The 22,353-nt window shown below is 71.4% G+C and carries 24 protein-coding genes; 8 read left to right on the top strand and 16 right to left on the bottom strand.

What is annotated here, in order from left to right:
• Positions 1-56 precede the first annotated feature (56 nt).
• Together A3862_RS07645 and A3862_RS07640 are read left to right on the top strand one after the other, a co-directional pair.
• Entirely contained in the window at positions 57-950 is an 894-nt protein-coding gene (locus A3862_RS07645; protein ID WP_111473470.1) for a LysR substrate-binding domain-containing protein, read from the top strand.
• A gap of 296 nt (positions 951-1,246) precedes the next feature.
• Positions 1,247-2,608, top strand: coding sequence for an NAD(P)H-dependent oxidoreductase (locus A3862_RS07640; RefSeq protein ID WP_111473469.1), 1,362 nt, complete (start codon positions 1,247-1,249; stop codon positions 2,606-2,608).
• Positions 2,609-2,612: 4 nt separating this feature from the next.
• Here A3862_RS07640 and A3862_RS07635 read toward each other — a convergent pair whose 3' ends face one another.
• Both A3862_RS07635 and A3862_RS07630 read right to left on the bottom strand, forming a co-directional pair.
• Positions 2,613-3,503, bottom strand: a complete 891-nt coding sequence (locus A3862_RS07635; protein WP_111473468.1) for an AraC family transcriptional regulator — start codon at positions 3,501-3,503, stop codon at positions 2,613-2,615.
• Between the two features lie 81 nt (positions 3,504-3,584).
• Positions 3,585-3,815, bottom strand: a complete 231-nt coding sequence (locus tag A3862_RS07630) for a hypothetical protein (RefSeq protein ID WP_043357549.1) — start codon at positions 3,813-3,815, stop codon at positions 3,585-3,587.
• A 552-nt stretch (positions 3,816-4,367) separates the two neighbouring features.
• Between A3862_RS07630 and A3862_RS07625 the strand changes: the two genes are divergently transcribed.
• Positions 4,368-5,684, top strand: a complete 1,317-nt coding sequence (locus A3862_RS07625) for an HlyD family secretion protein (RefSeq protein ID WP_043357543.1) — start codon at positions 4,368-4,370, stop codon at positions 5,682-5,684.
• Positions 5,681-7,822, top strand: coding sequence for a peptidase domain-containing ABC transporter (locus A3862_RS07620; protein WP_053609667.1), 2,142 nt, complete (start codon positions 5,681-5,683; stop codon positions 7,820-7,822). Before A3862_RS07625 ends, A3862_RS07620 begins: the two co-directional genes overlap by 4 nt.
• On the opposite strand, the gene A3862_RS07615 is transcribed toward A3862_RS07620, so the two are convergent.
• From A3862_RS07615 to A3862_RS07600, 4 genes are all read right to left on the bottom strand, one after another.
• Positions 7,788-8,792: a helix-turn-helix domain-containing protein gene (locus A3862_RS07615; protein WP_111473467.1), complete on the bottom strand. Its 1,005-nt coding sequence runs from the start codon at positions 8,790-8,792 to the stop codon at positions 7,788-7,790. The two genes, A3862_RS07620 and A3862_RS07615, sit on opposite strands and share 35 nt — an antisense overlap.
• Before the next feature lie 124 nt (positions 8,793-8,916).
• Entirely contained in the window at positions 8,917-10,326 is a 1,410-nt protein-coding gene (locus tag A3862_RS07610; protein ID WP_210274656.1) for an MFS transporter, read from the bottom strand.
• Between the two features lie 250 nt (positions 10,327-10,576).
• Positions 10,577-10,822 (bottom strand): hypothetical protein, encoded by a 246-nt coding sequence (locus A3862_RS07605; protein WP_111473465.1) that lies wholly within the window; start codon positions 10,820-10,822, stop codon positions 10,577-10,579.
• Between the two features lie 230 nt (positions 10,823-11,052).
• The gene (locus A3862_RS07600) at positions 11,053-11,466 is read right to left on the bottom strand and encodes a MucR family transcriptional regulator (RefSeq protein ID WP_111474315.1); all 414 of its coding nucleotides are present in this window, start codon (positions 11,464-11,466) and stop codon (positions 11,053-11,055) included.
• A gap of 529 nt (positions 11,467-11,995) precedes the next feature.
• Here A3862_RS07600 and A3862_RS07595 point away from each other — a divergent pair.
• From A3862_RS07595 to A3862_RS07585, 3 genes are all read left to right on the top strand, one after another.
• A complete protein-coding gene (locus A3862_RS07595) occupies positions 11,996-12,256 on the top strand; it encodes a hypothetical protein (RefSeq protein ID WP_043357527.1) in 261 nt (86 codons plus the stop codon).
• On the top strand, positions 12,256-12,663 hold the full coding sequence (locus tag A3862_RS07590) for a hypothetical protein (protein WP_043389025.1): 408 nt from the start codon (positions 12,256-12,258) through the stop codon (positions 12,661-12,663). The genes A3862_RS07595 and A3862_RS07590 overlap by 1 nt, the downstream gene beginning before the upstream one ends.
• Positions 12,664-12,748: 85 nt before the next feature.
• Positions 12,749-13,060: a hypothetical protein gene (locus tag A3862_RS07585; RefSeq protein WP_164706350.1), complete on the top strand. Its 312-nt coding sequence runs from the start codon at positions 12,749-12,751 to the stop codon at positions 13,058-13,060.
• 27 nt (positions 13,061-13,087) lie between these two features.
• Here A3862_RS07585 and A3862_RS07580 read toward each other — a convergent pair whose 3' ends face one another.
• From A3862_RS07580 to osmF, 7 genes are all read right to left on the bottom strand, one after another.
• Positions 13,088-13,540, bottom strand: coding sequence for a hypothetical protein (locus A3862_RS07580; protein ID WP_043389021.1), 453 nt, complete (start codon positions 13,538-13,540; stop codon positions 13,088-13,090).
• Positions 13,541-13,592: 52 nt separating this feature from the next.
• Entirely contained in the window at positions 13,593-13,958 is a 366-nt protein-coding gene (locus A3862_RS07575; RefSeq protein WP_236952768.1) for a hypothetical protein, read from the bottom strand.
• A 464-nt stretch (positions 13,959-14,422) separates the two neighbouring features.
• Complete coding sequence (locus A3862_RS07570) at positions 14,423-14,635, bottom strand: hypothetical protein (RefSeq protein WP_111473464.1); 213 nt, start codon at positions 14,633-14,635, stop codon at positions 14,423-14,425.
• A 257-nt stretch (positions 14,636-14,892) separates the two neighbouring features.
• Positions 14,893-15,636: an ABC transporter permease gene (locus tag A3862_RS07565; RefSeq protein ID WP_053609670.1), complete on the bottom strand. Its 744-nt coding sequence runs from the start codon at positions 15,634-15,636 to the stop codon at positions 14,893-14,895.
• Positions 15,633-16,565, bottom strand: a complete 933-nt coding sequence (locus tag A3862_RS07560; protein ID WP_111473463.1) for an ABC transporter ATP-binding protein — start codon at positions 16,563-16,565, stop codon at positions 15,633-15,635. The genes A3862_RS07565 and A3862_RS07560 overlap by 4 nt, the downstream gene beginning before the upstream one ends.
• Positions 16,562-17,752 (bottom strand): ABC transporter permease, encoded by a 1,191-nt coding sequence (locus A3862_RS07555; RefSeq protein WP_111473462.1) that lies wholly within the window; start codon positions 17,750-17,752, stop codon positions 16,562-16,564. The genes A3862_RS07560 and A3862_RS07555 overlap by 4 nt, the downstream gene beginning before the upstream one ends.
• 118 nt (positions 17,753-17,870) lie before the next feature.
• Positions 17,871-18,947: a glycine betaine ABC transporter substrate-binding protein OsmF gene (gene osmF, locus A3862_RS07550; RefSeq protein WP_236961842.1), complete on the bottom strand. Its 1,077-nt coding sequence runs from the start codon at positions 18,945-18,947 to the stop codon at positions 17,871-17,873.
• A gap of 259 nt (positions 18,948-19,206) precedes the next feature.
• Between osmF and A3862_RS07545 the strand changes: the two genes are divergently transcribed.
• Positions 19,207-19,422, top strand: a complete 216-nt coding sequence (locus A3862_RS07545; RefSeq protein ID WP_043357502.1) for a hypothetical protein — start codon at positions 19,207-19,209, stop codon at positions 19,420-19,422.
• Between the two features lie 16 nt (positions 19,423-19,438).
• Here the strand turns inward: A3862_RS07545 and A3862_RS07540 are convergent, their stop codons facing one another.
• The 3 genes from A3862_RS07540 to A3862_RS07530 form a co-directional block, all read right to left on the bottom strand.
• Positions 19,439-20,914: a protein adenylyltransferase SelO gene (locus A3862_RS07540; protein ID WP_043760064.1), complete on the bottom strand. Its 1,476-nt coding sequence runs from the start codon at positions 20,912-20,914 to the stop codon at positions 19,439-19,441.
• Between the two features lie 329 nt (positions 20,915-21,243).
• Positions 21,244-21,504: a hypothetical protein gene (locus A3862_RS07535; RefSeq protein ID WP_043357512.1), complete on the bottom strand. Its 261-nt coding sequence runs from the start codon at positions 21,502-21,504 to the stop codon at positions 21,244-21,246.
• A 178-nt stretch (positions 21,505-21,682) separates the two neighbouring features.
• On the bottom strand, positions 21,683-22,213 hold the full coding sequence (locus A3862_RS07530) for a MucR family transcriptional regulator (protein ID WP_043357498.1): 531 nt from the start codon (positions 22,211-22,213) through the stop codon (positions 21,683-21,685).
• Between the last annotated feature and the right edge of the window lie 140 nt (positions 22,214-22,353).

The following is a 22,353-nucleotide window of genomic DNA, read 5'->3' as shown; positions in this document are numbered from 1 at the left end:
CGTTGACAAACGACGATTTTTCACGCTTTTCGTGAATTCAATTCATGGATTGTCCCATGCGCCGGATCCCGAGCTTCCCCGCCCTGCGGGCCTTCGAGGCGGCCGCGCGCCTCGGCAGCTTCGCGCGGGCGAGCGAGGAGCTGCACCTCACGCCCTCGGCGGTGAGTCACCAGATCCGCGCCCTGGAGCGCTGGTTCGGACGGGCCCTGTTCCGGCGGGCGAACCGTCAGGCGACGCTCACCGCCGACGGCCAGCGCCTGCTCGCGGGGCTCTCCAGCGCCTTCGACGCCATCGAGGCGGTCTGTGCCGAGCTGAGCCCGCCGCCGCCCTCGTCGCTGGCCGTCCACTGCACGCCGAGCTTCGCGGCGAAGTGGCTGGGGCCCCGGCTCCCCGCCTTCGTGGAGACGCATCCCGGCATCGCCATCCGCCTTTCCACCAGCGCCGACCCGGTGGATCTCGCCCGGCACGAGGAGATCGACATCCTGATCGCCTACGGCCGGCCGCCGCGCGGGCCCGGCCTGACCGTCGAGTCCCTTGGGCCGGAGGAGATCGCCGCCCTGTGCACGCCGGAGGTTGCCCGGGCCGCGGGGTCGGCCGGGGCCTTCACCCGGCTGGACTCGTCCTTCAGCCCCATCCGCTGGCCGGACTGGTTCGCCCATAACGGCCTGCCCGTCCCGACCGGCGCGTCGGGCGCGGCCTTCGACCGGGGTTCGCTGGTGATCTCGGCGGCCGTCCAGGGGCTCGGCGTGGCGCTGGAGACCCTGCGGTTCGCCCGGGACGAACTCGCCGCCGGGCAGCTGGTGCGCCTCGGCGGCGGGCGGTTCGAGAGCCTGTCCCGGGACCTGCACTTCATCTGCTACCGCGAGCGCGACGGGGCCCTGGAGAAGATCCGGGCCTTCCGCCGCTGGCTGCTCGACGTGGAGGTGGAGAGCCGGGCGGTTCCGGCCTGACGCGGAAAGATGTTGGCGCGGAAAGACATGGGCGCGGTGATCGTCGTCGGCCGGATCGCTTCGGCGACAGGCGGGCGCCTCACGCCGTCGATCCGGGGCACGCGAGGCGAGCCCGGACCCCGAAGCCAATGGCGGTGCAGGGTCCGGCGCGCGTCCCCCCGGTCGAAACGGTTGTGCCAGTCTTGTCATGCGGCGGGTCTCAACGGGATCGGGAGCCGCGCTAGGTGCAGGTTCAAACAACGCGGCAAACGCGGCGGGACCCGAGCCCGACCGTGCGCCCCCAGAGAGAACGCCCCATGTCCCTCTTCGCCAAGCTGCAGCGGCGCGCCGACGAGGGCCGGCCCGTCCGGGTCGGCCTGATCGGGGCCGGCAAGTTCGGCGCGATGTACCTCTCGCAGGCGCCACGCACGCCCGGGATCCACCTGATCGCCGTGGCCGATCTGTCGCCCGACCGGGCGCGCGCGTCGCTGCGGCGGGTCGGCTGGGAGGAGGCCCGGTTCGCGGCGCGCGGGCTGGAGGAGGCTGCCCGGGCCGGCACGACCCTCGTCACCGAGGATGCCGACGCGATGATCGCGAGCCCGTTCGTGGACATCGTCATCGACGCCACCGGCAGCCCGGCCGCCGGAATCCGCCACGCGCTGCGGGCCTTCGCGGCGGGCAAGCACATCGTGATGGTCAACGTCGAGGCCGACGTGCTGGCCGGGCCGCTGCTGGCGCGCAAGGCGGCCGAGGCCGGGGTGATCTACTCCATGGCTTCGGGCGACCAGCCGGCGCTGATCGCCGAGCTGGTCGACTGGGCGCGCACGATCGGGCTGGAGGTGATCTGCGCCGGCAAGGGCACCAAGTACCTGCCGGCCTACCATGCCTCCACGCCCGACACGGTCTGGGGCCATTACGGCTTCAGCGAGAGCCAGGTCGCGGGCGGCGACTTCAACCCGCAGATGTTCAACTCCTTCCTCGACGGCACCAAGTCGGCCCTGGAGATGGCCGCGGTGGCCAATGCCTGCGGGCTCACCCCCCCGCGCGACGGCCTCGCCTTCCCGCCCTGCGGCGTCGACGACCTGCCGAGCCTCCTGAAGCCCGTGGCGGATGGCGGCCTCCTCACCGAGCGCGGCACCGTCGAGGTGGTCTCGTCCGTCGAGCGGGACGGGCGCCCGGTGTTCCGGGACCTGCGCTGGGGCGTCTACGCGGTGTTCGAGGCGCCGAGCCCCTACGTGCGCGACTGCTTCGCCCAGTACGGCCTCAAGACCGACGCCAGCGGCCGGTTCGCCGCCACCTACAAGCCCTATCACCTGATCGGGCTGGAACTCGGGATCTCGGTGGCCTCCATCGCGGTCCGCGGCGAGGCCACGGGTGCCACCGGCGACTGGCGCGGCGACGTCGCCGCCACCGCCAAGCGCGCCCTGCGGGCCGGCGAGCGGCTCGACGGCGAGGGCGGGTTCACCGTCTACGGCAAGCTGATGCCGGCGGCGGAGGCCCTGGCGCAGGACGCCCTGCCGATCGGGCTCGCCCACAACATGGTCCTCAAGACCGACGTGCCCGCCGGCCGGGCCGTGCGCTGGAGCGACGTCGCGTACGAGGCCGACCAGGAGGCGATCCGCGTCCGGCGCGAGATGGAGGACCTGTTTCGCGGGGCGACGGGGCGGGCCGCCGGCTAGGCGCTCAGGCGCGCCGGCCGGCCGTGCGCCCGGTCGGCGAGCGCCCGACCAGCTTCCGGAACGTCCGGCTCATGGCGCCGGCGCTCGTGAAGCCCGACCGCGCGGCGACCTCCGCCATGGACCCCGCGCCGGAGCGGATCAGAGCCTCGGCCCGGCCGACGCGCTCGCGCATGATATACTGGTACGGCGTCACCCCGGTGCTCTGGCGGAAGGCCCGGATGAAGTAGCCCTCGCTGAGCCCGACGATCCCGGCCAGGGCCGACACGGTGATCTCCCGGTCCAGGTGCTCGCGGATATACGCGCAGGCGCGCCCGGCCTGCGATGCCGACAGATCGGGTCCGGCCGACCGGCCCGCCGTGCGGACCGCGATGACCGAGCGCAGGACCGCCAGATGGAGGCTTTCGATCAAAAGCGGGTCTGGCGAAGGATCGTCCCGATGCGCGTAGCTCAGCGCGCTGAGGATGTGACAGGTGCTCCGGCAGGCGCGGAGGTCGCGCCCGTCGGTCGCAAACGCGATCTTTCCGATGGGCGCTTCCGCGAGGCGCTCGACGGCCACCGCCGAGAAGGACAGGACCCTGCCGGTATACGGGCCGTCCCACCGGGTCGTGCCGTGCAGACCGGGGCGCCGAACCAGCAGGCCCTCGCGGTCGCTCAACCGCGCCGCGATCTCGTAATCGACCTCGTGATGCGCCCCCGCGGGCTGCGTGCTGGCGGCGACTTCGAGACCGGAGACCGCATGCGTGCTCCAGCCCCCGGTGGCGAAGCGGAAATCGATGAAGGTGATCTCCGGGAGACCGCGGTCGCCCGGCGCGCAGCAGGTCAGTTCGGGACGGCCGGAGAGATGTCCGGAACTGCCGCTGGTGGCGTACGTGATGGTCTCGGGCGTGCTGTCCATGCGGGCCAGTCGGTTCCGGCTTCGTCGCCCTCGGGCGCCTGAGGAGGGCGGCCTCGCGGCCGCCCTCCCGATTCTCCTCCGTCAGCGAAGGGCGCCGGTCACGCCGCCTACGAGGCCGCCAACCGCGCCGAGCACGCTGCCCACCAAGCCGCTCACGAGGCTGCCCGCTTGGCCGACGACCCCCGAGACCGCACCGAGTTCCTGGCTTGCGTCGACCCCCAGGCCGACGGTGAGGCCGACCCCGAGGCCGCCGCCCACCTGGTCAAGCTCGGTGGCGCTCAGCTCGCGGACGGTATCGATGCTGTCCTGCATGATCGTTCTCCTGATTGAGATTCAAGAAGAAGTTTATTCTGCTCGATCTATTGTCTGATCGCAGCGTCGAGGCGCCTTGGACGTCGGCGCCTGCCTTTAGGATTACAGAGATGTGCTTCGTGTCAATCGGTATCTGGCTGCCGATACGTGTCGAGTTCTCTCGAATTCGGCGAATGCGCAAAAACTGACCGGGCTTGCCTTTCCCAGGGCGCGCTCCAGGCGCTTTCGCATCGAGCGCCGTCTTCGCTGGGGCCCCGTGCCTCTCGACAGCATCGCGAAGACGCGATCTTTGCGCTGCAGCACGAGAGCGCGCAAAAATTGACCTTGTTTTGCGTCGCAAAACAAGCCGGACCCTCATTTCGTTCAAGCAATTGAGATCGTTGAATTTTTGTAGAAATTGCGACGATCTGACGCGGCATCGGGAATACAAAATTCGCATTCCCGTGCAGTGTTGACACAGCACTCGTACGATGCGACCGAACAAGCCGGATGACGCTGAGGCGCGCTATCCTCGAAGATGTGGTCTCGTTCTGGGAAGGTTGCTTTAGCCGGGTGCCAAGTCCGCTCTTTCGACTGGAAGTTATAGAGGCACGACGCAATGCGTGGCTGGGCGAGGCGCAGATCATCCAGCCCTTGCCGATCCGCATCGTGGCCCTGTCCTGCGTGGCCATGGTGGCGGCCGTCGGCCTCTATGCCTGGCAGGGCACCTATACCCGCCGCATCCACGCCGTCGGCCTGCTCGCGCCCGATATCGGTCTGATCAGTCTCGCCAGCCCGGTCGCCGGCCGCGTCGGCTCGACGGGGGTGCGCGAGGGCGACAAGGTCGCCCGCGGGCAGCTCCTGTACACGATCGACCTCGACGCCGTGTCGGCGAGCGGGCCTACGCAGGAACGGGTGATCGCCGAGCTGGAGCGCCAGCGGCAGAGCGTGGAGCGGCAGCGGGCCGCCCGGGCCGATCTGGCCGGGACGGAGCGCCAGGCCCTCCGGGAGCAGGTGGCGAATCTGAGCGAGCAATCCGCCCAGCTCGCCAAGCAGATCGACCTGCAGGAGAAGCTGGTGCCGCCGCTCCGGTCGCGGGTCGAGGAGCTCGCCGACGCCGTGGCGCGCGGCTTCGCCCGCGCCGCCGATCTCCAGAGCCAGAACTACCTCTACATGCAGGCGAGCGCGCAACTCGCGCAGTTCCAGCAGAGCCGCCTCCAGGTCGACGGCAAGCTCGCCGACACGAAATCCCAGCTCGCCGCCTACGACGACCGGCTGGCCCGCGACCTCGCCGACCTCGACCGGACCGCCGCCCAGCTGGCGCAGCAGAAGGCCGAGAGCGAGGCGCGCCGCGCCATCGAGGTCCGGGCACCGGAGGCCGGGACCCTGACGTCGATCCGCGCGCAGGTCGGCCAGACCGTGGCGGCCGGGGCGACGCTGCTGACCCTGCTGCCGAGCGCGGGGCGCCTCCAGGCCAACCTGTTCGTCGATTCGTCGGCCATCGGCTTCGCCGAGGCCGGCGCGCCGGTGATGCTGCGCTACGCCGCCTTCCCGTTCCAGCGCTTCGGCTTGCATCGCGGCGTCGTCACCGAGGTCACGCGGGCGCCGCTGGGCAGCGACGACGCCCCGGATTTCGCGCGGCGCGCCTCCGCCCGGGGGGAGGGGACCGACCTGTACCGCATCGTCGTCCGGCCCGATTCCGACACCGTGCTGGCCTATGGCGAGCGGCGCAGCCTCGAGGCGGGCATGCGGGTCGAGGCCGATATCGCCCTGGAGAAGCGGTCGCTCTACCGCTGGCTGCTCGATCCCGTCGCGCATGTCCGGGAAAGCCTCGCCCTCGTCACGCGCGGCGGCCTCGACGCCCTGCCGGTCCGGAAGGCGGCCCCGTGACGGCGCCATCCCGTGCCGCCCGGCTGGACTTCGGGCTTCGCCGCCGGGTGCCGGTCGTCCTGCAGGCCGAGGCCGCCGAATGCGGCATGGCCTGCCTCGCCATGGTCCTGGCCTATCACGGCCGCCAGCTCGACCTCGCCACGCTGCGCCGGCGCCATCCCCTGTCGCTCAAGGGCATGACCCTGCGCAACCTGATCGACCTCTGCGGCGCCCAGGGCCTGACCGCCCGCGCCCTGCGGGTCGAGCTCACGGATCTGCCCCGGCTCCGGCTCCCCTGCATCTTGCACTGGGGCCTCAACCACTTCGTGGTGCTGACCCGTGTCGAGCGCGGCGGCCTCGTCATCAACGATCCGGGCCGCGGCCGGCGCCGGATCAGCCTCGCGGAGGCCTCGCGGGAATTCACCGGTGTCGCCCTGGAGGCGGTGCCGAACCCGGGCTTCAAGCGCGAGCGGGCCAACCCGGGCCTGCGGCTGCGCGACCTGTTCCGCAATATGGCCGGCATCCGCGCCGCCCTGGCCCAGGTGCTGGCCCTCTCCCTGGGGATCGAACTCGTCGCCCTGCTGATGCCCATCGCCTCGCAGGTCGTGATCGACGAGGTGATCGTGAATGCCGACCACGACCTACTCCTCGTGGTGGCGATCGGCCTCGGATTGCTGCTGCTGCTCCAGCTCGGCCTCAGCATCGCCCGGACCTGGGCGATCATGCTGGCCGGGACCCGGCTGAACTACCAATGGTCGGCCGGCCTGTTCGACCACCTGTCGCGGCTGCCCCTCGACTATTTCGAGAAGCGCCATGTCGGCGACGTGATTTCCCGGTTCGGCTCCCTGGCCACCATCCAGAAGGGCCTGACGACCGACCTCGTCCAGGCCGTCCTCGACGGCCTCATGGCGGTCGGGATGCTGGCCATGCTGATGGTCTATGGCGGCTGGCTGGTCGCGGTGGTTCTGGCCTCGACGGCGCTCAACGCGATCCTCCGGGTCTTCGCCTACGGCGCCTATCGCGAGGGCAGCGAGGAGGCCCTCGTGGCCGAGGCCCGCCAGCAGACGCACTTCATCGAGACGGTCCGCGGCATGGCGAGCGTCAAGCTCCTCGACCTGCGCGAGCGGCGCGGCGGCGCCTGGATGAACCACTTCGTCACGGCCCTGAACGCCCGGCTGCGGCTGCAGCGCCTCGACCTCGTGTTCGGCCGTGCGAACGAGTTCCTGTTCGGCCTCGACCGCCTGATCCTGCTGGTGCTGGGCGCCCGCGCCGTGATCGGCGGGTCGCTGTCGCTCGGCATGCTGGTGGCGTTCCTGGCCTATCGCGACCAGTTCGCCACGCGGATCGGCAGCCTGATCGACGCGTGGTTCAAGCTGCGCATGCTCGACGTGCAGACCGACCGGCTCGCCGACATCGTTCTGTGCGAGCCCGAGGAGCAGGATCTCGCTGCCGCCGCGCCGCCCGCGGCGCCGGTCGTCGCCCTGAAGGCCGGGGCGCTCGCCGGCGTAGGCCTGGCGCTGCGCTACGGCGCGGACGAGCCCTGGATCTTCCGCGGGGTCTCGCTGTCGGTCCGGGCCGGCGCCTGCTTCGCGATCACCGGTCCCTCGGGATGCGGCAAGACCTCGCTCATGAAGGTGATGATGGGGCTGACGCCCCCGACCGAGGGGATCGTCGCCGCCGACGGCCAGGACATCCGCACCGCCGCCGGATCCTACCGCCGCCGGATCGCCGGCGTGATGCAGAACGACGGCCTGTTCGCGGGCTCCATCGCCGAGAACATCGCCGCCTTCGACGAGCATCCGGATGCCGGCTGGATCGCCGAATGTGCGGCCCGGGCCGCGATCCTGGACGATATCCGCCGCATGCCGATGGGCTTCGAGAGCCTCGTCGGCGACATGGGCTCGACCCTGTCGGGGGGCCAGAAGCAGCGCATCGTGCTGGCGCGCGCCCTCTACCGGCGGCCCGAGATCCTGTTCCTCGACGAGGCTACGAGCCATCTCGACGAGGCCACCGAGGCGGTGATCGCCGAGGCTCTGCGGGACCTGCGCATGACGCGGGTCATCGTGGCCCATCGCCCGGCGACGATCGCCCATGCGGACGCGGTGTTCGATTTCCCCGCCCAGGTCAGGGGCGCGGCGGATCTGGCTGCCGCGGGCTGACGCGGTTCGCCTGAGGCCGCGCGGGCCGGATGTCGCCCGGAGCCAGGCCGAAGCGCTTGCGGAACCCGCGGTTGAAGGTCGGCACGTCGGTGAACCCGCACGCATAGGCGATCGAGGCGATCCGCACCTTGTCGTCGCGGGCAGCTTCCAGCCGTCGGCGCGCGAGGTCGAGGCGCGCGTCGCGGATCGCCGTCGCGATGCCGCCGGTCTCCGCGAAGGCGCGGTACAGGCTCGTCCGGGACAGGCCCAGCGCCCTCTGGATGTCCTGTGGGTTCAGGTCGGGATCGTGCATCCGGCGCGCGATATGGGCGCGGGCGAGCGAGACCACCGCCGCCTGCGAAACCTCCGCGGGCTTCGTGCGCCGGGCCGTGCCGTCGACGAGGTGGCCGAGAAGGTGCAGCACGCCCTCGATCGCGGTCTGTGCCTCGCCCTCGGACATCCAGGCGATGGAGGCGGCCACGGTGCACAGGCGTGTCCGGAACGCCACCCCGGCCGGGTGCGGGTTGAGGCTGCGGCCCGCGAAGGCGTCCGCATCGCCGACCCAGGCTTCGAAGACCTCGCGCGGCACGGCGAGCCGGATCTCGCCGTAGGCGCTCTGGGTGCCGGCCACGAAGGGCCGGTTCCGCGACAGGAAGCTGATATCACCGGGGTTCAGTTGGGCGCCGCGGCCGTGCTGCTCGTGATAGCCGATGCCGTCGAGCCCGAGGCCGATCACCACCATCGCGCGGGCGTTCCGGTCGACGTGCCGGGACCGGAACTCCAGCTCCACCGGGCTGCTGACCGTATGGGTCAGCGACCAGCCGGCCGACGCCACGGTCAGGCGTTTGGCCGCGAAGCGCTCCCGGGGATGCCGCCGGCCGATGTCGCCGAAAGCGGCCAGGGCCGTGCAGCGCCAGAATTCGAAGGCCTGCTTGGGCTCGACGTGATTGGTCGTCTCGACGAGGCTTGGGACGAGCACCGGGCTCAACACGTGTGACACTCCCGTCCGGCCCGGCGGCGCTGTCCCAGCGCCTGTGCAACTCTATCGTGTGAATCTTGCCGGATTGGCAACCGACGCCGATCGGGCCTGACGATGCGGGGCGTCCCCGCGCGGCCTATGCAACGGCCCGGCCGGACAGGCCGCGCGGTCCGGCAAGCAGCAGCGCGGCGCTGGCCCCGAGGACGATCGTGATCACCGCGAACATCGCGTGCGGTCCGTAGGCCGAAAGGACCGGCAGGAGGATGAGCGGCGCCAGGGCGGCGGCGACCCGGCCGCCGGCCCAGGCGCAGGTCATGGCCGAGGCCCGCAGCGGCGTCGGGAGGAGTTCCGTGGCGTAGACGGCGAGGACGCTGCCGTAGGTCGCCGCGGCGGTGTTGAAGGCGATGCCGACGAGAACCAGCGTCAGGAACGTGCCGCTCGCCGCGAAGGCCGTGCCCAGGGCCGCCATCGCGGCCGCCAGGGCCGTCAGGCAGGCGCGCCGCTCGAGCCGGTCGATCACCAGCGCGGTCAGGAGGGTGCCCAGCGGCGGGCCGAGCATCGACAGCGCGGCGAAGGCGAGGGATTGATCGACCCGGAAGCCCTTCTCCACCATCACGACGGCGCTGAGCAGCGGGAAGGCGATCGTCGCCAGGGGGGCGAGCGTGAAGAGGCCCACGAACAGGGCCGTCTGGCGCGTCTGGCGCGTCCCGGTGAACAGGGCGCGAAAGCCCGCCGGCCCGTGTATCGCCGGCCCGTGTATCGCCGGCGCTGGGGCGAGGTCGGCTGCTCCGACGACCGGCGCCCGGCCGGCCGCGCGCTCGAACCGGCGGCAGGCCCCGTCGGCCTCGACGGGTCGCCCGACCGAGGCCAGCCATCGCGGCGATTCCGGCAGCCCCGCGAACAGGATGCTGCCCAGGGCCGCCAGGGCGCCCCCGAGGATCAGGGCCCAGCGCCACGGTTCGACGCCGAGGGGAGCCCCCGGTGCGAGCGCCTGCACCAGGAGGAGGACGGCCAAGCCGCCGAGGAGCCCGATCCCGGCACAGACCATCAGTGTCGCGCCGCGGTGGCGCGCCGGCGTCACCTCGGCGAGGTAGGTCGCGACGAGGGGCGGAAACCCGCCGATCGCGAAACCCGAGACCGTGCGGGCGAGCGTCAGCGCCGTGAGCCCCTGGCTCGCGGCGGCCGCCAGAGATCCGGCGGCCATCAGCGCCAGGGAGGCCTGAAGGGCGCGCCTGCGGCCGAAGCGATCACCCAGGATCCCGAAGAAGGGGGCGCCCACCGCCCCACCGGCGAAGACGGAGGCGAGGAGCAGCGAGAGGCTGCCCCGTGGCATGTTGTGGGGCGGTGCGAGGAAGATGGCCGCCAAGGCGTTGCTCAAGGCGACCTCGGCGATGTCGGTAAACAGGCCCAGCGTGCAGACAGCGAGCGCCGCCACGTGGAGCCGCGTGATCGGGAGGGAATCGAGCCGCCGCGTGACGACCGCCACCGATCCGGCCGCGGGCGCGGCGCTATGGGAGGGCGTCGCGGCCTGCAGGCGGGCGTCCATCACGGGCGTTTGTCCTCTCCCGACCGGAGCGTGCGCGCAACCGGTGCCGCACCGCCATAGCTGCGCGCCTCGAACCGGGAAACGTGGTGGCGCTCACAAACGCACGATGCGCTGCTGTCGCGGGTCACACGAGATCCGGCGCCGCGCAGGCCGGCCGGCTGCCGCGGACGTCCCTGCCTCCCGCTCGTTTCGCCGACGGAGCGAAGCCGGCCTGGGCGCGCGCCGCGCTGATAGGGTCCGCAGCCGCCGGCTAGAAGCGCGGTTGCGTGTGCCGAGATCGATCGCGCTGCGATACGGGAGCGACCGGGCCGGGCCGATGGCCGATCACGTCGCCGTTGCGGTAGGCCTCCCGGATGTTGCGTCGTGCGGAGCGACCGGCCGTCCCACCGGGCTGCGTCACGGCCGAGTCGCCGGATGGCGCCAGGACGGTCTGTGCGGAGGCCGCTCCCCCGCCGAGCAGGGACAGGAGGACGACGCAGCCCGACAGACCCTTCATGCCCGCATTCCCCTCGCCTGATCGCGTCGTCCCAGCGGACGGTTCCAGCATCGCCGGCGCGCGTCATAGGTCCAGGGTATCTACGTCCACGCGGCCGATCGGTTCACAAGCGAGCGCGAGGCTGGTCCGCCGAGCCCGGTGAGGCTCCCGGCGGGAGCCCGCCCGGCCATCGTGCGCGGGCGCGGTCGGGGTGCCGCGCGGCAGCCGGGGGGCGCCGGGGATCGCGCCGATCAGGCCGCGTTGCGGCCGAGCCGGATCGCCTTGGCGATTTCCGAACGTCGCTCGGCATAGCCGGGCGCGGTCATCGGGTAGTCCTCCGGCAGCCCGTAGCGCACGCGATACGAGGCCGGCGTCAGCCCATGTGCCGTGAGATGCCGCTTCAAGGTCTTGTAAGATCGGCCATCGATGAAGCTGACGATGCCGTCCGGGCGGACCGACCGATGGATCTGCGCGGGGGTCGGCTGCTCATAGGGGATCTCGGCGGCCTTCGGCCGGTCTGTCAGTGCGAACAGGGCGCCGTGCACGGTGGCCAGAAGCGGCGGCAGGCTGGTGTGAGGAATTGCGTTGTTCGACAGGTAGGCCGTGACGACGCGCACCGCGACCTCGCTGATCGTCGATTCGAGATGGTCTTGGTCTTTCGGCAACGCGATCGATCGCATCTCTGGTCCCGGCAACCTCGCTCGGTCCTTATGACTACTCGTACATTATGGCCTGTCAATACTTGTTCGCATGTCCGGTAACCCTCTTATTATGCATACAAAATTTTATTGAGATCTTAGAGAGCCGGATCCGAAGGCTTATCGGTCTGCGCTGTTGTCTGAGGTTTCCGGCCTTCGCGCCGGGGTGGTCCACCGTCGGGCGCAGGGAATGTGCGGCTGCCTGAAGCCGGGCGAAGGAGCGCGGCCGATGAGACGGTCCGACGGGGCCGAGCCGTCGATGGATCCAGGCCGGCGCCGGACCTTGCCGGGTCATGCCTCGTTCGCGATGGGAGGCGCGCCGGACGGGGCGGGCTCTCGGGCGCGGCCGATCTTCGAAGGGTGGCGGGTGTGAGGCTGCGCCGGTTCTGTCTCGGGCGTGACGAAAATGTGGCAGAAGCTTGACTATTGCAGCGGAATCAGTTTATCCCTTGACCGTTGCCTTGCGGTTACACCCCCGAGACCTCTGGAGGTTCGGATGTGCGCGCGGAAGACCTTCTACATTTTCGTGGCGGCCACGGACGGTGAGCAGTTCTGCGCCGTCCGACAAGACCAGCCGATCCCGGCGATCATCGACGGTGTGCACTGGATGTATGTGGGCTGCATCGATACCGCGCGGGACAAGCCGTACGGGTTCGATGCGGACGCGGCGCATGCGGCGATGCGGCGGGGCGGCGTCTACCTCTACCGGCGCGAGCTGATGTTCCGGCGGGCCAATTTCCTGCTCGAAGCCGCCTGATGGGGGGCCGGACCGGTGCGGTTCTGGCGGGCGCGCTCGTCGTCGGTCTCGGGCTCGCCCCCGGCACCGCCGCGGCGCAGATGCCGACACGGGTCGGCACCTGCGTGGCGACCACGATCTCGCGGATCGGGACGCGGTTCAGCGACAAGCTCGTGAAGCCGAAGGGCGACGGGATCGACGAGGGGACGAGCGTCGATCTCAAGAACGGCGTCTATGGCGTCTCCTACGCCTATATCGACGCGATCGCGCGGTCGCGGGTTGGCGATCGGGTGATGACCTGCCTCGTCGCCCTGCCGACCGGCTGCCCCAAGGGCGACGATCGCGGCAAGATGTATACGACGACCAACCTGCGCACGCTGGATTCCTGGACTCTGCCGGACTCCCAGCACATGTGCGGCGGGGCCTGACCCGGCGGCGGTGAACCCGCCACCGGTGTGACCGCGTTTCCCCGCCGGGGGCCGGAATCGGGTCTCGGGGAGCGGAGGAGCATCCGTGTCGATCAGGAACGGTTTTGTCGCCCTCGTGCTGGCGGCGGTGGGGATAGTGCCGGCGTCCGCCTGGGCGTGGGGCGTTCCCGGATGCACCAACCTTCCCGAATACAACCGCGCCCTGGGCGCCCTGCAGGGCATGACGAGCGCCTGCGACATGAGCGTCGAGGAGGCCCGCCGGATCGTCGCGGCCCATGACGGCGTCGCGCCCGGTCCCCCGGCCGTCGCCGCGGAGCCGCAGGCCACGCCGCGGGTCGCCCCGCGCCATCGCCGGGCGCGGGCGCACCGGAGCGCGCGTCCGCAGCCCCGCCGCTGAGACGGCTCTCCGCCGGCCGAGCGACGCTCAGGCCTCGTCCCCCGGCGCGGCCGGAGGATCCGTGCGGGTGCGGGCCCAGTCCCGGTCGCGCTCCGCCTGCCGGGCGCGCTGCTCCGCCACGTAGGCGTCCTGGTCGGCGCGCTCCCGCTTCCGCCGGCGGTCGGCGGCGGCCGCCGACCGCTTCTGCCACGCCTCCGTCTCGGCCTTCTGGCGGAGCAGTTCCTCGACCGTGATGGGCGTCACCGGCGCCTTGGGTTGCGCCCAGGGATAGGGCTGCCGGGGCGGTGGCGGACGGGTCGCCCGGTGGGCGGATTCCTGTCCCGTCCGCCGGAGCGCTTCGGCCGCCTCGGCGAAGGTGAGGCCCGCGCCCCGGGCGATGCGCTCGGCGGCGGCCCGGGCGGCCGCGCGCTCACCCATCGTGGCGCCCTGGGCGGCGAGGGCGAGGCATTTTTCGAACCGGTCTCGGTCGGCGGGCGTCATGAACGGCGTCTTACCGCCAAGTCGGCCCGCCTGTCCCGTCGCCCCGAACCCGTCAGTCCCGCTTCGCGCTGGCCACCGCGTTGGTGAAGCTGTAGCTGCCGAGCTTCTCACCGACCACCTGGATGGCGCCGTCCGTGAGGGAGTTCAGCCGTCGGGAGCGGATCTTCATGGTCCCGGAGATGCCGGCGTATTTGCCGGTTCCGCCGATCCACTCGCCCGTGCCCTCGTTGACCGCGCCCAGGGGCTGGACCGGATAGTCCCACTTCTCGAAGACGTGGTCGCCGTCGGCGTCGACGTAGTCGCAATAGCCGTGATTCTCGAGGGTCTTGGCGGCGGTGTCGATCAGCGGGGCGGAGGTGCAGCGTCCGGCCATGTTGTGCAGGAGCCGCCCGCCCGATTCGTTGACGGCGGTCATCATGTTGATCGTTGCCGAAGCCGTTCGGTTGTCGCCGATCGTGACAGGTTTCGGCGCAGAGATATTTGTCGATGTGTAAGTGATTCTGAAATCGCCCTGTCGCGGCATGTCCTCGGCGCGGGCCGTTACGGCAGCGGGCAGCATCAGGACGAGCGCGACAACGGAGAGTCCTGAAGCGAATGCTGTGTGGATGGTCCTTCGTGTCATGGCGACCTCCCAGTCCGACGCTTTCAAGACCGGTCGGCATCGATCGCGCAATTGGACGACGGCCGAACGAATCGTGTGCGTCGAGTTAATATTGTTATAGCGAGTTTAAATATTCAATATGTTTGGAGTTTGACAGTTTTTGTCGCTCGATCTGCGCGTCGCCATCGCTGCCGGGCCGGCTGGCGGTCCATATGCGCCTGGCCCGCCGTGCGTCTGGGGCCGGTCATGCCGCGCGATTCCGGCGCGTGGGCGGGCCGATGCTACGAGCGGGCGCGTCCGTTCCCGCCCGGACCGATCGCCGGCAAGCCGGTTCCGTCCGGCAGGCCGCCGAGCACCACGAGGATCCGTCCCAAGAGCGCCCGCGAGTGCCGCGCGCCACTGCCGGCGCGGTCCGGCCGCCCCGGACGGCCCTCGTAGGCCGCGCGCAGCCGGGCGAGCTGACGTCCGCGCGTTTCGGGATCGCTGGAGCCCATGGTCCATCCCCCCGGCGGGCTCTGATCCGCGGTGCGCCCCCGCGAACGAGCCTTCGACCATCCCGAGTCGGGGAGTTGGAAAACCGTGTCTGAACGGTCCCTACGACCTTTAGCGCCGGAACGCCTGGACATGCGTCGCAGGCTCCCCGACCGTATGGCCAAGGATGCGGGTGCCGTTCTGGTCGGCACCAACCATCAGACAGGGGGTTCCACGCCCCAGGGCCGCGCGTACGGCCCCGCTGGCGTTTTAGTCGCGTCTAGGAACGAAATCCAGCCCGGCGTGCCGCCCCGCGCTCGACATGGCGGAAGCCGGCATCGATCAGGAGAGCCAGCGCCGACACCACGAGGCCGCCCTGCAGCACGTAGGCGGTGTTGCCGGTGAGGAGGCCGGAGATGATCACTTCGCCGAGGGTGCTGGCCGCCACCGTCGAGCCGATGGTCGCCGTCGCGAGGCCGATGACGGCAGCGAGGCGGATCCCCGACAGGATCATCGGCAGCGCCAGGGGCAGCTCGACGCGGAGGAGCCGCTGCCGGTCGGTCATTCCCATGCCGCGCGCGGCCTCCATCAGCGCGGGATCGAGCCCGTCGAGCCCGGTGAGCGCGGTCTCGAAGATCGGCAGGAGCCCGTAGAGCACCAGGGCGATCAGGGTCGGGACGGCGCCGAACCCGAAGATCGGCACCGCCAGGGCCAGGACCGCCACTGGCGGAAAGGTCTGCCCGATCCGGGCCACCGACCGGGCGAACGGCAGCACGTCGCGCCCGGCCGGCCGGGTGGCCGCGACCGCGAGGCCGACGGCGATCGCGGCGGCCGTCAGGGTCGCGGCGGCGACCAGCAGGAGGTGGTTGACGGCGAGGGTCAGCAGCGGCGTCTGCGCGTAGATCGGCGGCGTGTCGCCGGGGGCGAACGGCTGAAACAGGGGCGCGAATCGGCCCGGAGCGACCAGGAACACGCCGAGGAGGGCGAGGAGCGCGGCCCAGGCGAGAGGCGGGGCCCGGCTCACGGCCGGCCGCCCTGCGCCTCGAGGGCCGCCCGCGTCACCCGTCCCAGGATGACGCCGTCGCGGCTGACCGGCAGGGCCGGGCGCCGGGACCACAGGCTCTCCGCGAGGGCGGCCCGCACCGAGGTCCCGGCCGGGATGGGCGGGCCCGGCGCCGGGCCGGGCTCCACCAGATCGTCCACCACGCGCAGGGCCATGAGCTGGAAGGCCCGGTCGCCGCTGCCGAGGAGGGTGCCGACGAAGGCGGTGGCGGGTGCGCCGAGAAGGTCTGCCGGCGGCGCCTCCTGCACGAGGCGCCCGGCATCCATCACGGCGATCCGGTGTCCGAGGTGGAGGGCCTCGTCCATGTCGTGGGTCACCAGCATGATCGTGGTGTTGTAGCGCTGCTGGATCGTCCGCAGATCCTCCTGCGCCCGACCGCGGATGATCGGATCGAGGGCGCCGAAGGGCTCGTCCATGAGCAGGATCGGCGGCTCGGCGGCGAGTGCCCGGGCGACGCCGATCCGCTGCTGTTCGCCGCCGGAGAGCGCCGCCGGCAGGCGATCCCGGTAGGCCGCCGGATCGAGGTTGAACAGGCTGAGGAGTTCGTCGACCCGGGCGGCGATCCGCCTCCGGTCCCAGTCGAGCAGCTTCGGCACCACCGCGATGTTCTCCGCGACCGTGCGGTGGGGGAACAGCCCGTGTCCCTGGATGGCGTAGCCGATCCCGCGCCGCAGGAGATGCGGAGGCACGTCCCGGATGTCGCGGCCTGCGATCCGGATCGTGCCGGCGCTCGGCTCGATCAGGCGGTTGATCATCCGCAGCAGGGTGGTCTTGCCCGATCCCGAGGTGCCGACCACCGTCAGAATCGTCCCGGCCTCGACCCGGAGGGTCACGTCCGCCACGACCGTGCGTCCTTCGAAGACGCGGCTCACCTGGGCGAGGTCGATCATGGAACCCGCTCCGCCGCCCGGCCCCGGCTCAGATCGACGACCGCGTCGAGCAGCACCGCGGCGCCGGTCGCCATGGCGACGGTCGGCAGCGCGCCGAGCAGGACGAGGTCGCCCGCATTCTGGCTGATGCCCTGGAAGACGAACACGCCGAGGCCGCCGCCGCCCACGAGCCCCGCGATCACCGCAAGCCCGATGTTCTGGACGAGGACGATCCGGATTCCGGTCAGGATCGCCGGGAGGGCGAGGGGCAGCTCCACCTGGAGCAGCCGCTGCCGCGCGGTCATGCCGACGCCCCGGGCGGCGTCGCGCACCGGCCAGGGCACGGCATCGAGGCCCGCGACAGTCGCGGCGGCCACGGGCAGGAGCGCGTAGGCGAACAGCGCCACGAAGGCCGGCGCGGCGCCGATTCCGGCAATGCCGAGGGCGGCCGCGCCCGGGACCGCCCGGCCGATCCAGGCCAGGGGCGCGATCAGCATCCCGAACAGCGCCATGGAGGGGATGGTCTGCACGACGTTGAGGGTCGCGAGCAGGCCCGTCCGCAGCGCAGGAACCGGGCGCGCCAGGATGGCCGCCGGGATCCCCAGAGCGGCGGCGGCCGCCACCGAGGTGAGGGCGAGAACGGCATGGGTCCGCAACTCCCGGCCGAACGTGTCGGAGCGGCTGGCATATTCCCGCAGCACCGAGAGGTTGTTCCAGAACCCGGTCCGCAGGGCGAGTCCCGTCGCGGCGACCAGCAGGGCCAGCAGGGCGATCCGCAGGATCGGTCCCGGCCGCAGCCGCGCCAGCCCGTCGCCGACGGCGAGGGCCGCCGTCGCGAAGGCGAGCCACCAGCCTGCATCCGGCGAGACCCGGCCGTACCGGTCGCCCGGCAGGGTCAGGTGATCGGCCGCCCAGCCGGCCGACAGGCCGAGGAGCAGGAGGATCGCGGTGGCGGCGGCGAGGCGCAGGGGCGGCGCCGCCCGGAGCGCCAGCAGCGGCAGGCCGAGGGCGACGACGCCTCCGAGGAGGAGCACCGCATCCGACGGGAGGGCGGACCAGGCCGTCAGCCCGGTGCCGGCCGCGATCCGGTTCGGCCGGGTCGTCATCAGCGGGAGGGCGAGCAGGCTCAGTCCCAGCAGGGCCGCGAAGGCCGAGCCCAGCGGATCGACGCCCGGGCGGAGCAGCCCCGTCGCGGAATGTCCCCCCATCCTCAAGCTCCGACGGCGCCGGCGCGCGCGGGCCCGCGCGAAAGTGGCCGGCCTCGCGACGAGTCCCCGCGACCCGCCGAGAACCCATGCCGGCAGAGCTTCGGCTTGTCGACGCGTGTCAGCGCACGAATCCGTTCTGCCGGAGGAAGTCCGCCGCGACCGCGGAGGCGGGCTCGCCGCCGATCTGGACGCGGCCGTTGAGATCCCGGAGCGTCGCCAGGTCGAGTCTGCGGAAGATTGGATCCAGCACCGTTGCGATCTCGGGATGGGCCATGAGGACCGCCCCGCGGACCACCGGCGCCGGCTGATAGACCGGCTGGACGCCCTTGTCGTCGTCCATCGTCACGAGGCGCGCGACCGCGAGGGCGCCATCGGTGCCGAACACCATGGCGGCGTTCGTGCCGGACGTGCCCCGCGCCGCCGCGGCGATCGTGGCGGCCGTGTCGCCGCCGGCCAGGATGACGAGCTGCTCCGGCTTGAGGGTGAAGCCGTAGGTCCTGCCGAAGGCCGGCAGGGCGCCCGGGGCGGTCACGAATTCCGACGCGGCGGCGAGCTTGATCGCGCCGCCGCCCGCTACGTAGCGGCCGAAGTCGCTCAGGGTCTTCAGGCCCGCGGCCTGCGCGATCTCCTGGCGCACCGCGATCGCCCAGGTGTTGTTGGCCGAGGCCGGCGTCAGCCAGACGAGGTCGTTGGCCGCGCGATCCAGGTCCCGGGCCGTCCGGTAGGCCGCCTCGGGATCCTTCCAGACCGGGAGATCCGCCTTCCCGAAGAAGAACGCCGCGTTGCCGGTGTATTCCGGATAGATGTCGATCTGACCCTCGATCAGGGCCTGGCGCACGATCGCGGTGGCGCCGAGCTGGATCTTGTCGACCGTCGGGAGGCCCCGGGCCTTCAGGGCCTGCAGGATGATGTTGCCGAGCACCCCGCCCTCCGTGTCGATCTTGGAGGCCACGACGATCCCGGTCGCTGGCGCGCCGGGCGTCGGGCCACATTGAGCGAGCAGCAGCGCCAGGGCCGGCGCGACGAACCACGCGAGGGTCCGCGTCACCTTGGCCTTCGGATCCCCCGTTCGCGTCGTCCGGTCTCGGTGGGCGCCTGCCGCGCGCGATGTCCGGCTGGGGCGGGCGATGATCCCGTTGAGCCCGGGCGACAGGCCGGCGGCCACGGTCGCGACGCGATTCGACTTCCGTTTCATGGGGATGGCTTCGCCGCCTTTGCACGCGCAGCTGAGGGATCCGGCCACGCGCCGCTCATCGCTCCCGCGCCGCTCTCGGTCCCCTCGCGAGGCTCGTGACGACAGGGATGACCTCCGCGCCTGGCGCCTCCGATCTCGACCGTATCAAATCAACGCACTCCGGTTAATGATGTTTAACCTTTACACGATGCTGACGCGAACAATCCTAGCCTTAGAGATATAATGTTGAGTAGATCGGTTGCGTCGAAAGGAGGGGAGTATGTCGTATTCGATTCTGGTCCGCGATCTCGCCCGCGAACCTGGCGGTGCTCCCAAACTTCTGGCCTACGACATTCACGACCGGTCGGCGGCGGAGACTCTCGTTTCCGTGATCGCCACGTCGTACCGGGATCACGGTTTCAACCCCGCCACCCGCGTCCACTGGTTTCGGCACGAGGGCGGGGTACGGGAGATCTTCACCTGGCCGCGGCAGTGACCGTCGGCGCGCCGCCTCAGGTGCCGCAGAAGGTGCGGTAGCCGACGCCACCGTCCTCGGGCGCCATGGCGAAGGCGGCCTGATCCGGCTGATCCGCGTAGGGGCGGGACAGCACGGTCAGGAGCGTCTCGAACGGGGCGAAATCCCCCCGCTCCACGGCTGCCTCGATCATCGCCTCGACCCGGTGGTTGCGCGGGATGAAGGCCGGATTGACCCGGCGCATCGCGGCGGCGGTCTCGGCCGGGTCGCGGGCCTCCTGCGCGAGCCGCCCGCGCCAGTCCTTCGCCCAGGCATCGTAGGCCGTGGGATCGACGAACAGGTCGCGCACGCCCGCGTCGGCCTCCGGCCGCTCCGCGGCGGCGCAGAGCGTGCGGAACGTCAAGGTGAAGTCGGCCCGATTCTCGGCCATGCGCTTGAGGAGGTCGCCCGCCAAAGCGGCGTCGCCGTCCCGGGTCTCGGCGAGGCCGAGCTTGCGGGCGAGGCCGCCGTGATAGGCCGTCTCAAAGCGCGCCGCATAGGAGGCCAGCGCCGCCTCGGCCTCGGCGACCGAGCCCGCCTCGTCCTCGGCGAGCAGCGGCAGCAGGGTCTCGGCCAGCCGCGTCAGGTTCCACAGCGCGATGCGCGGCTGCTGGCCGTAGGCGTAGCGGCCGTTGCGGTCGATGGAGCTGAAGACGGTCCCGGGATCGTAGGCGTCGAGGAAGGCGCAGGGTCCGTAATCGATCGTCTCGCCGGCGATCGACATGTTGTCGGTGTTCATGACCCCGTGGACGAAGCCCACATGCAGCCAGCGGGCGACGAGTTCGGCCTGGGCGGCGATGACGCCCTCCAGCAGCGCCCGGTAGGGGTTCGCGGCCGAAGCGGCCTCGGGATAGTGCCGGGCCACGACGTGGTCGGCGAGCGCCCGCAGGCCCTCGACATCGCCCCGGACCGCGAAGAACTGGAACGTCCCGACCCGGATGTGACTCGCGGCCACGCGGGTGAGGACCGCGCCCGGCAGGAGCGTCTCGCGCACCACCGGCTCGCCGGTCGTCACGGCGGCGAGCGCCCGGGTGGTCGGGATGCCGAGCGCCGCCATGGCCTCGCTGACGAGATACTCGCGCAGCACCGGACCGAGCGCTGCCCGCCCGTCGCCCCGCCGGGAGAACGGTGTCGGGCCCGCGCCCTTCAGCTGGATATCGCGGCGCTGCCCAGTCCGGTCGAGCACTTCGCCCAGGAGGACCGCGCGGCCGTCGCCGAGCTGCGGCACGAACTGGCCGAACTGATGTCCGGCATAGGCCGCCGCGATCGGATCGGCGCCCTCCGGGACGGCGTTCCCCGCAAGGGCCGCCACGCCGTCCGGGCCGGCAAGCCAGTCCGGATCGAGGCCGAGCTCCGCGGCCAGGGCCCGGTTCAGCCGGACGAGGCGCGGGGCCGCCACGGGCGTCGGCGGCCGGCGCGCGTAGAAGCGCTCCGGCAGGCGGGCGTAGCTGTTGTCGAAGGGGAGTGCCGTCATCGTCGGGATCTATGGACGGTGGGCGCGGGGGACAAGCGGAAGGCTGAAGGAGCTCGTCGATCGCGTCACCGCCGGCCGGCCGGGTCGTTTCCACCGATGCGTGCCGCAGCGCTCGCGGCAGACGGGCCCGGTTCCGTGCACCCGCTCTGGCCCCACCGGCAGGCGCGGCCTGTGATGGCGGCCCGATCCGCGGGGCACGACCGCCACGGCGGCGGGGCCATGCCGCGTCTGTCCCGCCGGACCGATACCCCTCGATGTCGCGCCCCGGCGGGGACAGGCCCGTGCGGCCGCGCTAGGTCGGCTGGGGGCGCCGGGGCTGTGATGGGGCGCTAGCGGCTCGTCGTCGGAGGGGTCCCGGTGGCCGGGGGTTTGCCGGTGCCGACCTGACCCTCCGTCGGCGGAACGGCCGACGGATGGGTGACGGCTTCCGTCGCCGTCCGGCCGGGATCCTTCGTATCGGCCGCCGGCTTCGGTGCGGTCTCGGTCCGGGGCGCCGGTCCGGTTCCGGGCCGATCCTGCGCCCAGGCTGCGGCCGGGAGGGCGGCCACGGTCGCGGCGGCGAGGAGAAGGGCGGGGATCGGTCGGTTCACGTTGGGCTCCGTGGCGTTCAGCCGGGCGTTCCGCAGGGCCAACGGATGGCCGCAGGCGTCGTTCCGGCACTCCGCGCCGCGGTTTTGACGGGTGGATGCGGCCGCCCTGGCCGCGCCCGATCCCGTCATTCCGAGTCCGGGCCCCGGGATCGCACGTCAGGGCCCGCAACCTCAGGGCTCACGCCTCCGCGTCGGCCTTCCGGGTCTTGCGGCCCTTGGCCACCTTCGTGCCGTCCGCATCCGGCGCCGCGGTGGACGCCGCAGGCTCGCCCCGCTTCGCGGCCGGGCTCCGGCGCTTGTGGCCCAGGCCGGCATTGCGGGCGAACTCGGCCCGCATCGCCGAGTAGGTGGATGCGGTCGTCGGATAGTCCGGCGGCAGACCGTAGCGCTGCCGATACTGCTCGATCGTCATGCCGTTGCCGGTGAGATGCCGCTTCAGCGTCTTGTACGGCTTGCCGTCGATGAAGCTGATCAGGGCGTCGGGGGTGATCGATTTCTTGATCTGCGCAGGCGTCGCCTTCTTGAATTCCGGCTCGGCCGAGACCGTCGTCTGGCTCAGGCCGGCGAGTGCGGCATGAACGCCGGACAGCAGCGACGGAAGATCGGGGACCGGGACGGAATTGTTGGCTACGTAAGCGGAAACAATGTCGGCCGTCAGCTCCACAAAATCGACTGGATCCTGATGCGGTGCGGGATTGCTATCTTCCATGAACGCCTCTCACGTTGGAGTGATGCATGAACGTTGATCCGCCTCTCGACAGTCAAGTCCATATATGAGCGAAGATAACCTATTATGGCTGTTATCTACCGAATGTCTGGGCGAATACCAACATAGATCAGTAGCGATTC

Origin of the sequence: Methylobacterium sp. XJLW (assembly GCF_003254375.1) — a bacterium.
Lineage (GTDB): Bacteria > Pseudomonadota > Alphaproteobacteria > Rhizobiales > Beijerinckiaceae > Methylobacterium > Methylobacterium fujisawaense.
This window is presented reverse-complemented; position numbering and strand designations above follow the sequence as displayed.

Excerpts from the sequence above, each read along its gene's own strand:
- A3862_RS07635 (WP_111473468.1), bottom strand. The coding sequence starts at position 3,503 with ATGGACAGCACGCCCGAGACCATCACGTACGCCACCAGCGGCAGTTCC.
- A3862_RS07610 (WP_210274656.1), bottom strand. The coding sequence starts at position 10,326 with ATGGACGCCCGCCTGCAGGCCGCGACGCCCTCCCATAGCGCCGCGCCC.
- A3862_RS07540 (WP_043760064.1), bottom strand. The coding sequence starts at position 20,914 with ATGACGGCACTCCCCTTCGACAACAGCTACGCCCGCCTGCCGGAGCGC.
- A3862_RS07545 (WP_043357502.1), top strand. The coding sequence starts at position 19,207 with ATGTCGTATTCGATTCTGGTCCGCGATCTCGCCCGCGAACCTGGCGGT.
- A3862_RS07555 (WP_111473462.1), bottom strand. The coding sequence starts at position 17,752 with ATGGGGGGACATTCCGCGACGGGGCTGCTCCGCCCGGGCGTCGATCCG.
- A3862_RS07605 (WP_111473465.1), bottom strand. The coding sequence starts at position 10,822 with ATGAAGGGTCTGTCGGGCTGCGTCGTCCTCCTGTCCCTGCTCGGCGGG.
- A3862_RS07580 (WP_043389021.1), bottom strand. The coding sequence starts at position 13,540 with ATGACGCCCGCCGACCGAGACCGGTTCGAAAAATGCCTCGCCCTCGCC.
- A3862_RS07575 (WP_236952768.1), bottom strand. The coding sequence starts at position 13,958 with ATGATGACCGCCGTCAACGAATCGGGCGGGCGGCTCCTGCACAACATG.
- A3862_RS07595 (WP_043357527.1), top strand. The coding sequence starts at position 11,996 with ATGTGCGCGCGGAAGACCTTCTACATTTTCGTGGCGGCCACGGACGGT.
- A3862_RS07645 (WP_111473470.1), top strand. The coding sequence starts at position 57 with ATGCGCCGGATCCCGAGCTTCCCCGCCCTGCGGGCCTTCGAGGCGGCC.
- A3862_RS07560 (WP_111473463.1), bottom strand. The coding sequence starts at position 16,565 with ATGATCGACCTCGCCCAGGTGAGCCGCGTCTTCGAAGGACGCACGGTC.
- A3862_RS07630 (WP_043357549.1), bottom strand. The coding sequence starts at position 3,815 with ATGCAGGACAGCATCGATACCGTCCGCGAGCTGAGCGCCACCGAGCTT.
- A3862_RS07640 (WP_111473469.1), top strand. The coding sequence starts at position 1,247 with ATGTCCCTCTTCGCCAAGCTGCAGCGGCGCGCCGACGAGGGCCGGCCC.
- A3862_RS07590 (WP_043389025.1), top strand. The coding sequence starts at position 12,256 with ATGGGGGGCCGGACCGGTGCGGTTCTGGCGGGCGCGCTCGTCGTCGGT.
- A3862_RS07530 (WP_043357498.1), bottom strand. The coding sequence starts at position 22,213 with ATGGAAGATAGCAATCCCGCACCGCATCAGGATCCAGTCGATTTTGTG.
- A3862_RS07570 (WP_111473464.1), bottom strand. The coding sequence starts at position 14,635 with ATGGGCTCCAGCGATCCCGAAACGCGCGGACGTCAGCTCGCCCGGCTG.
- osmF (WP_236961842.1), bottom strand. The coding sequence starts at position 18,947 with ATGAAACGGAAGTCGAATCGCGTCGCGACCGTGGCCGCCGGCCTGTCG.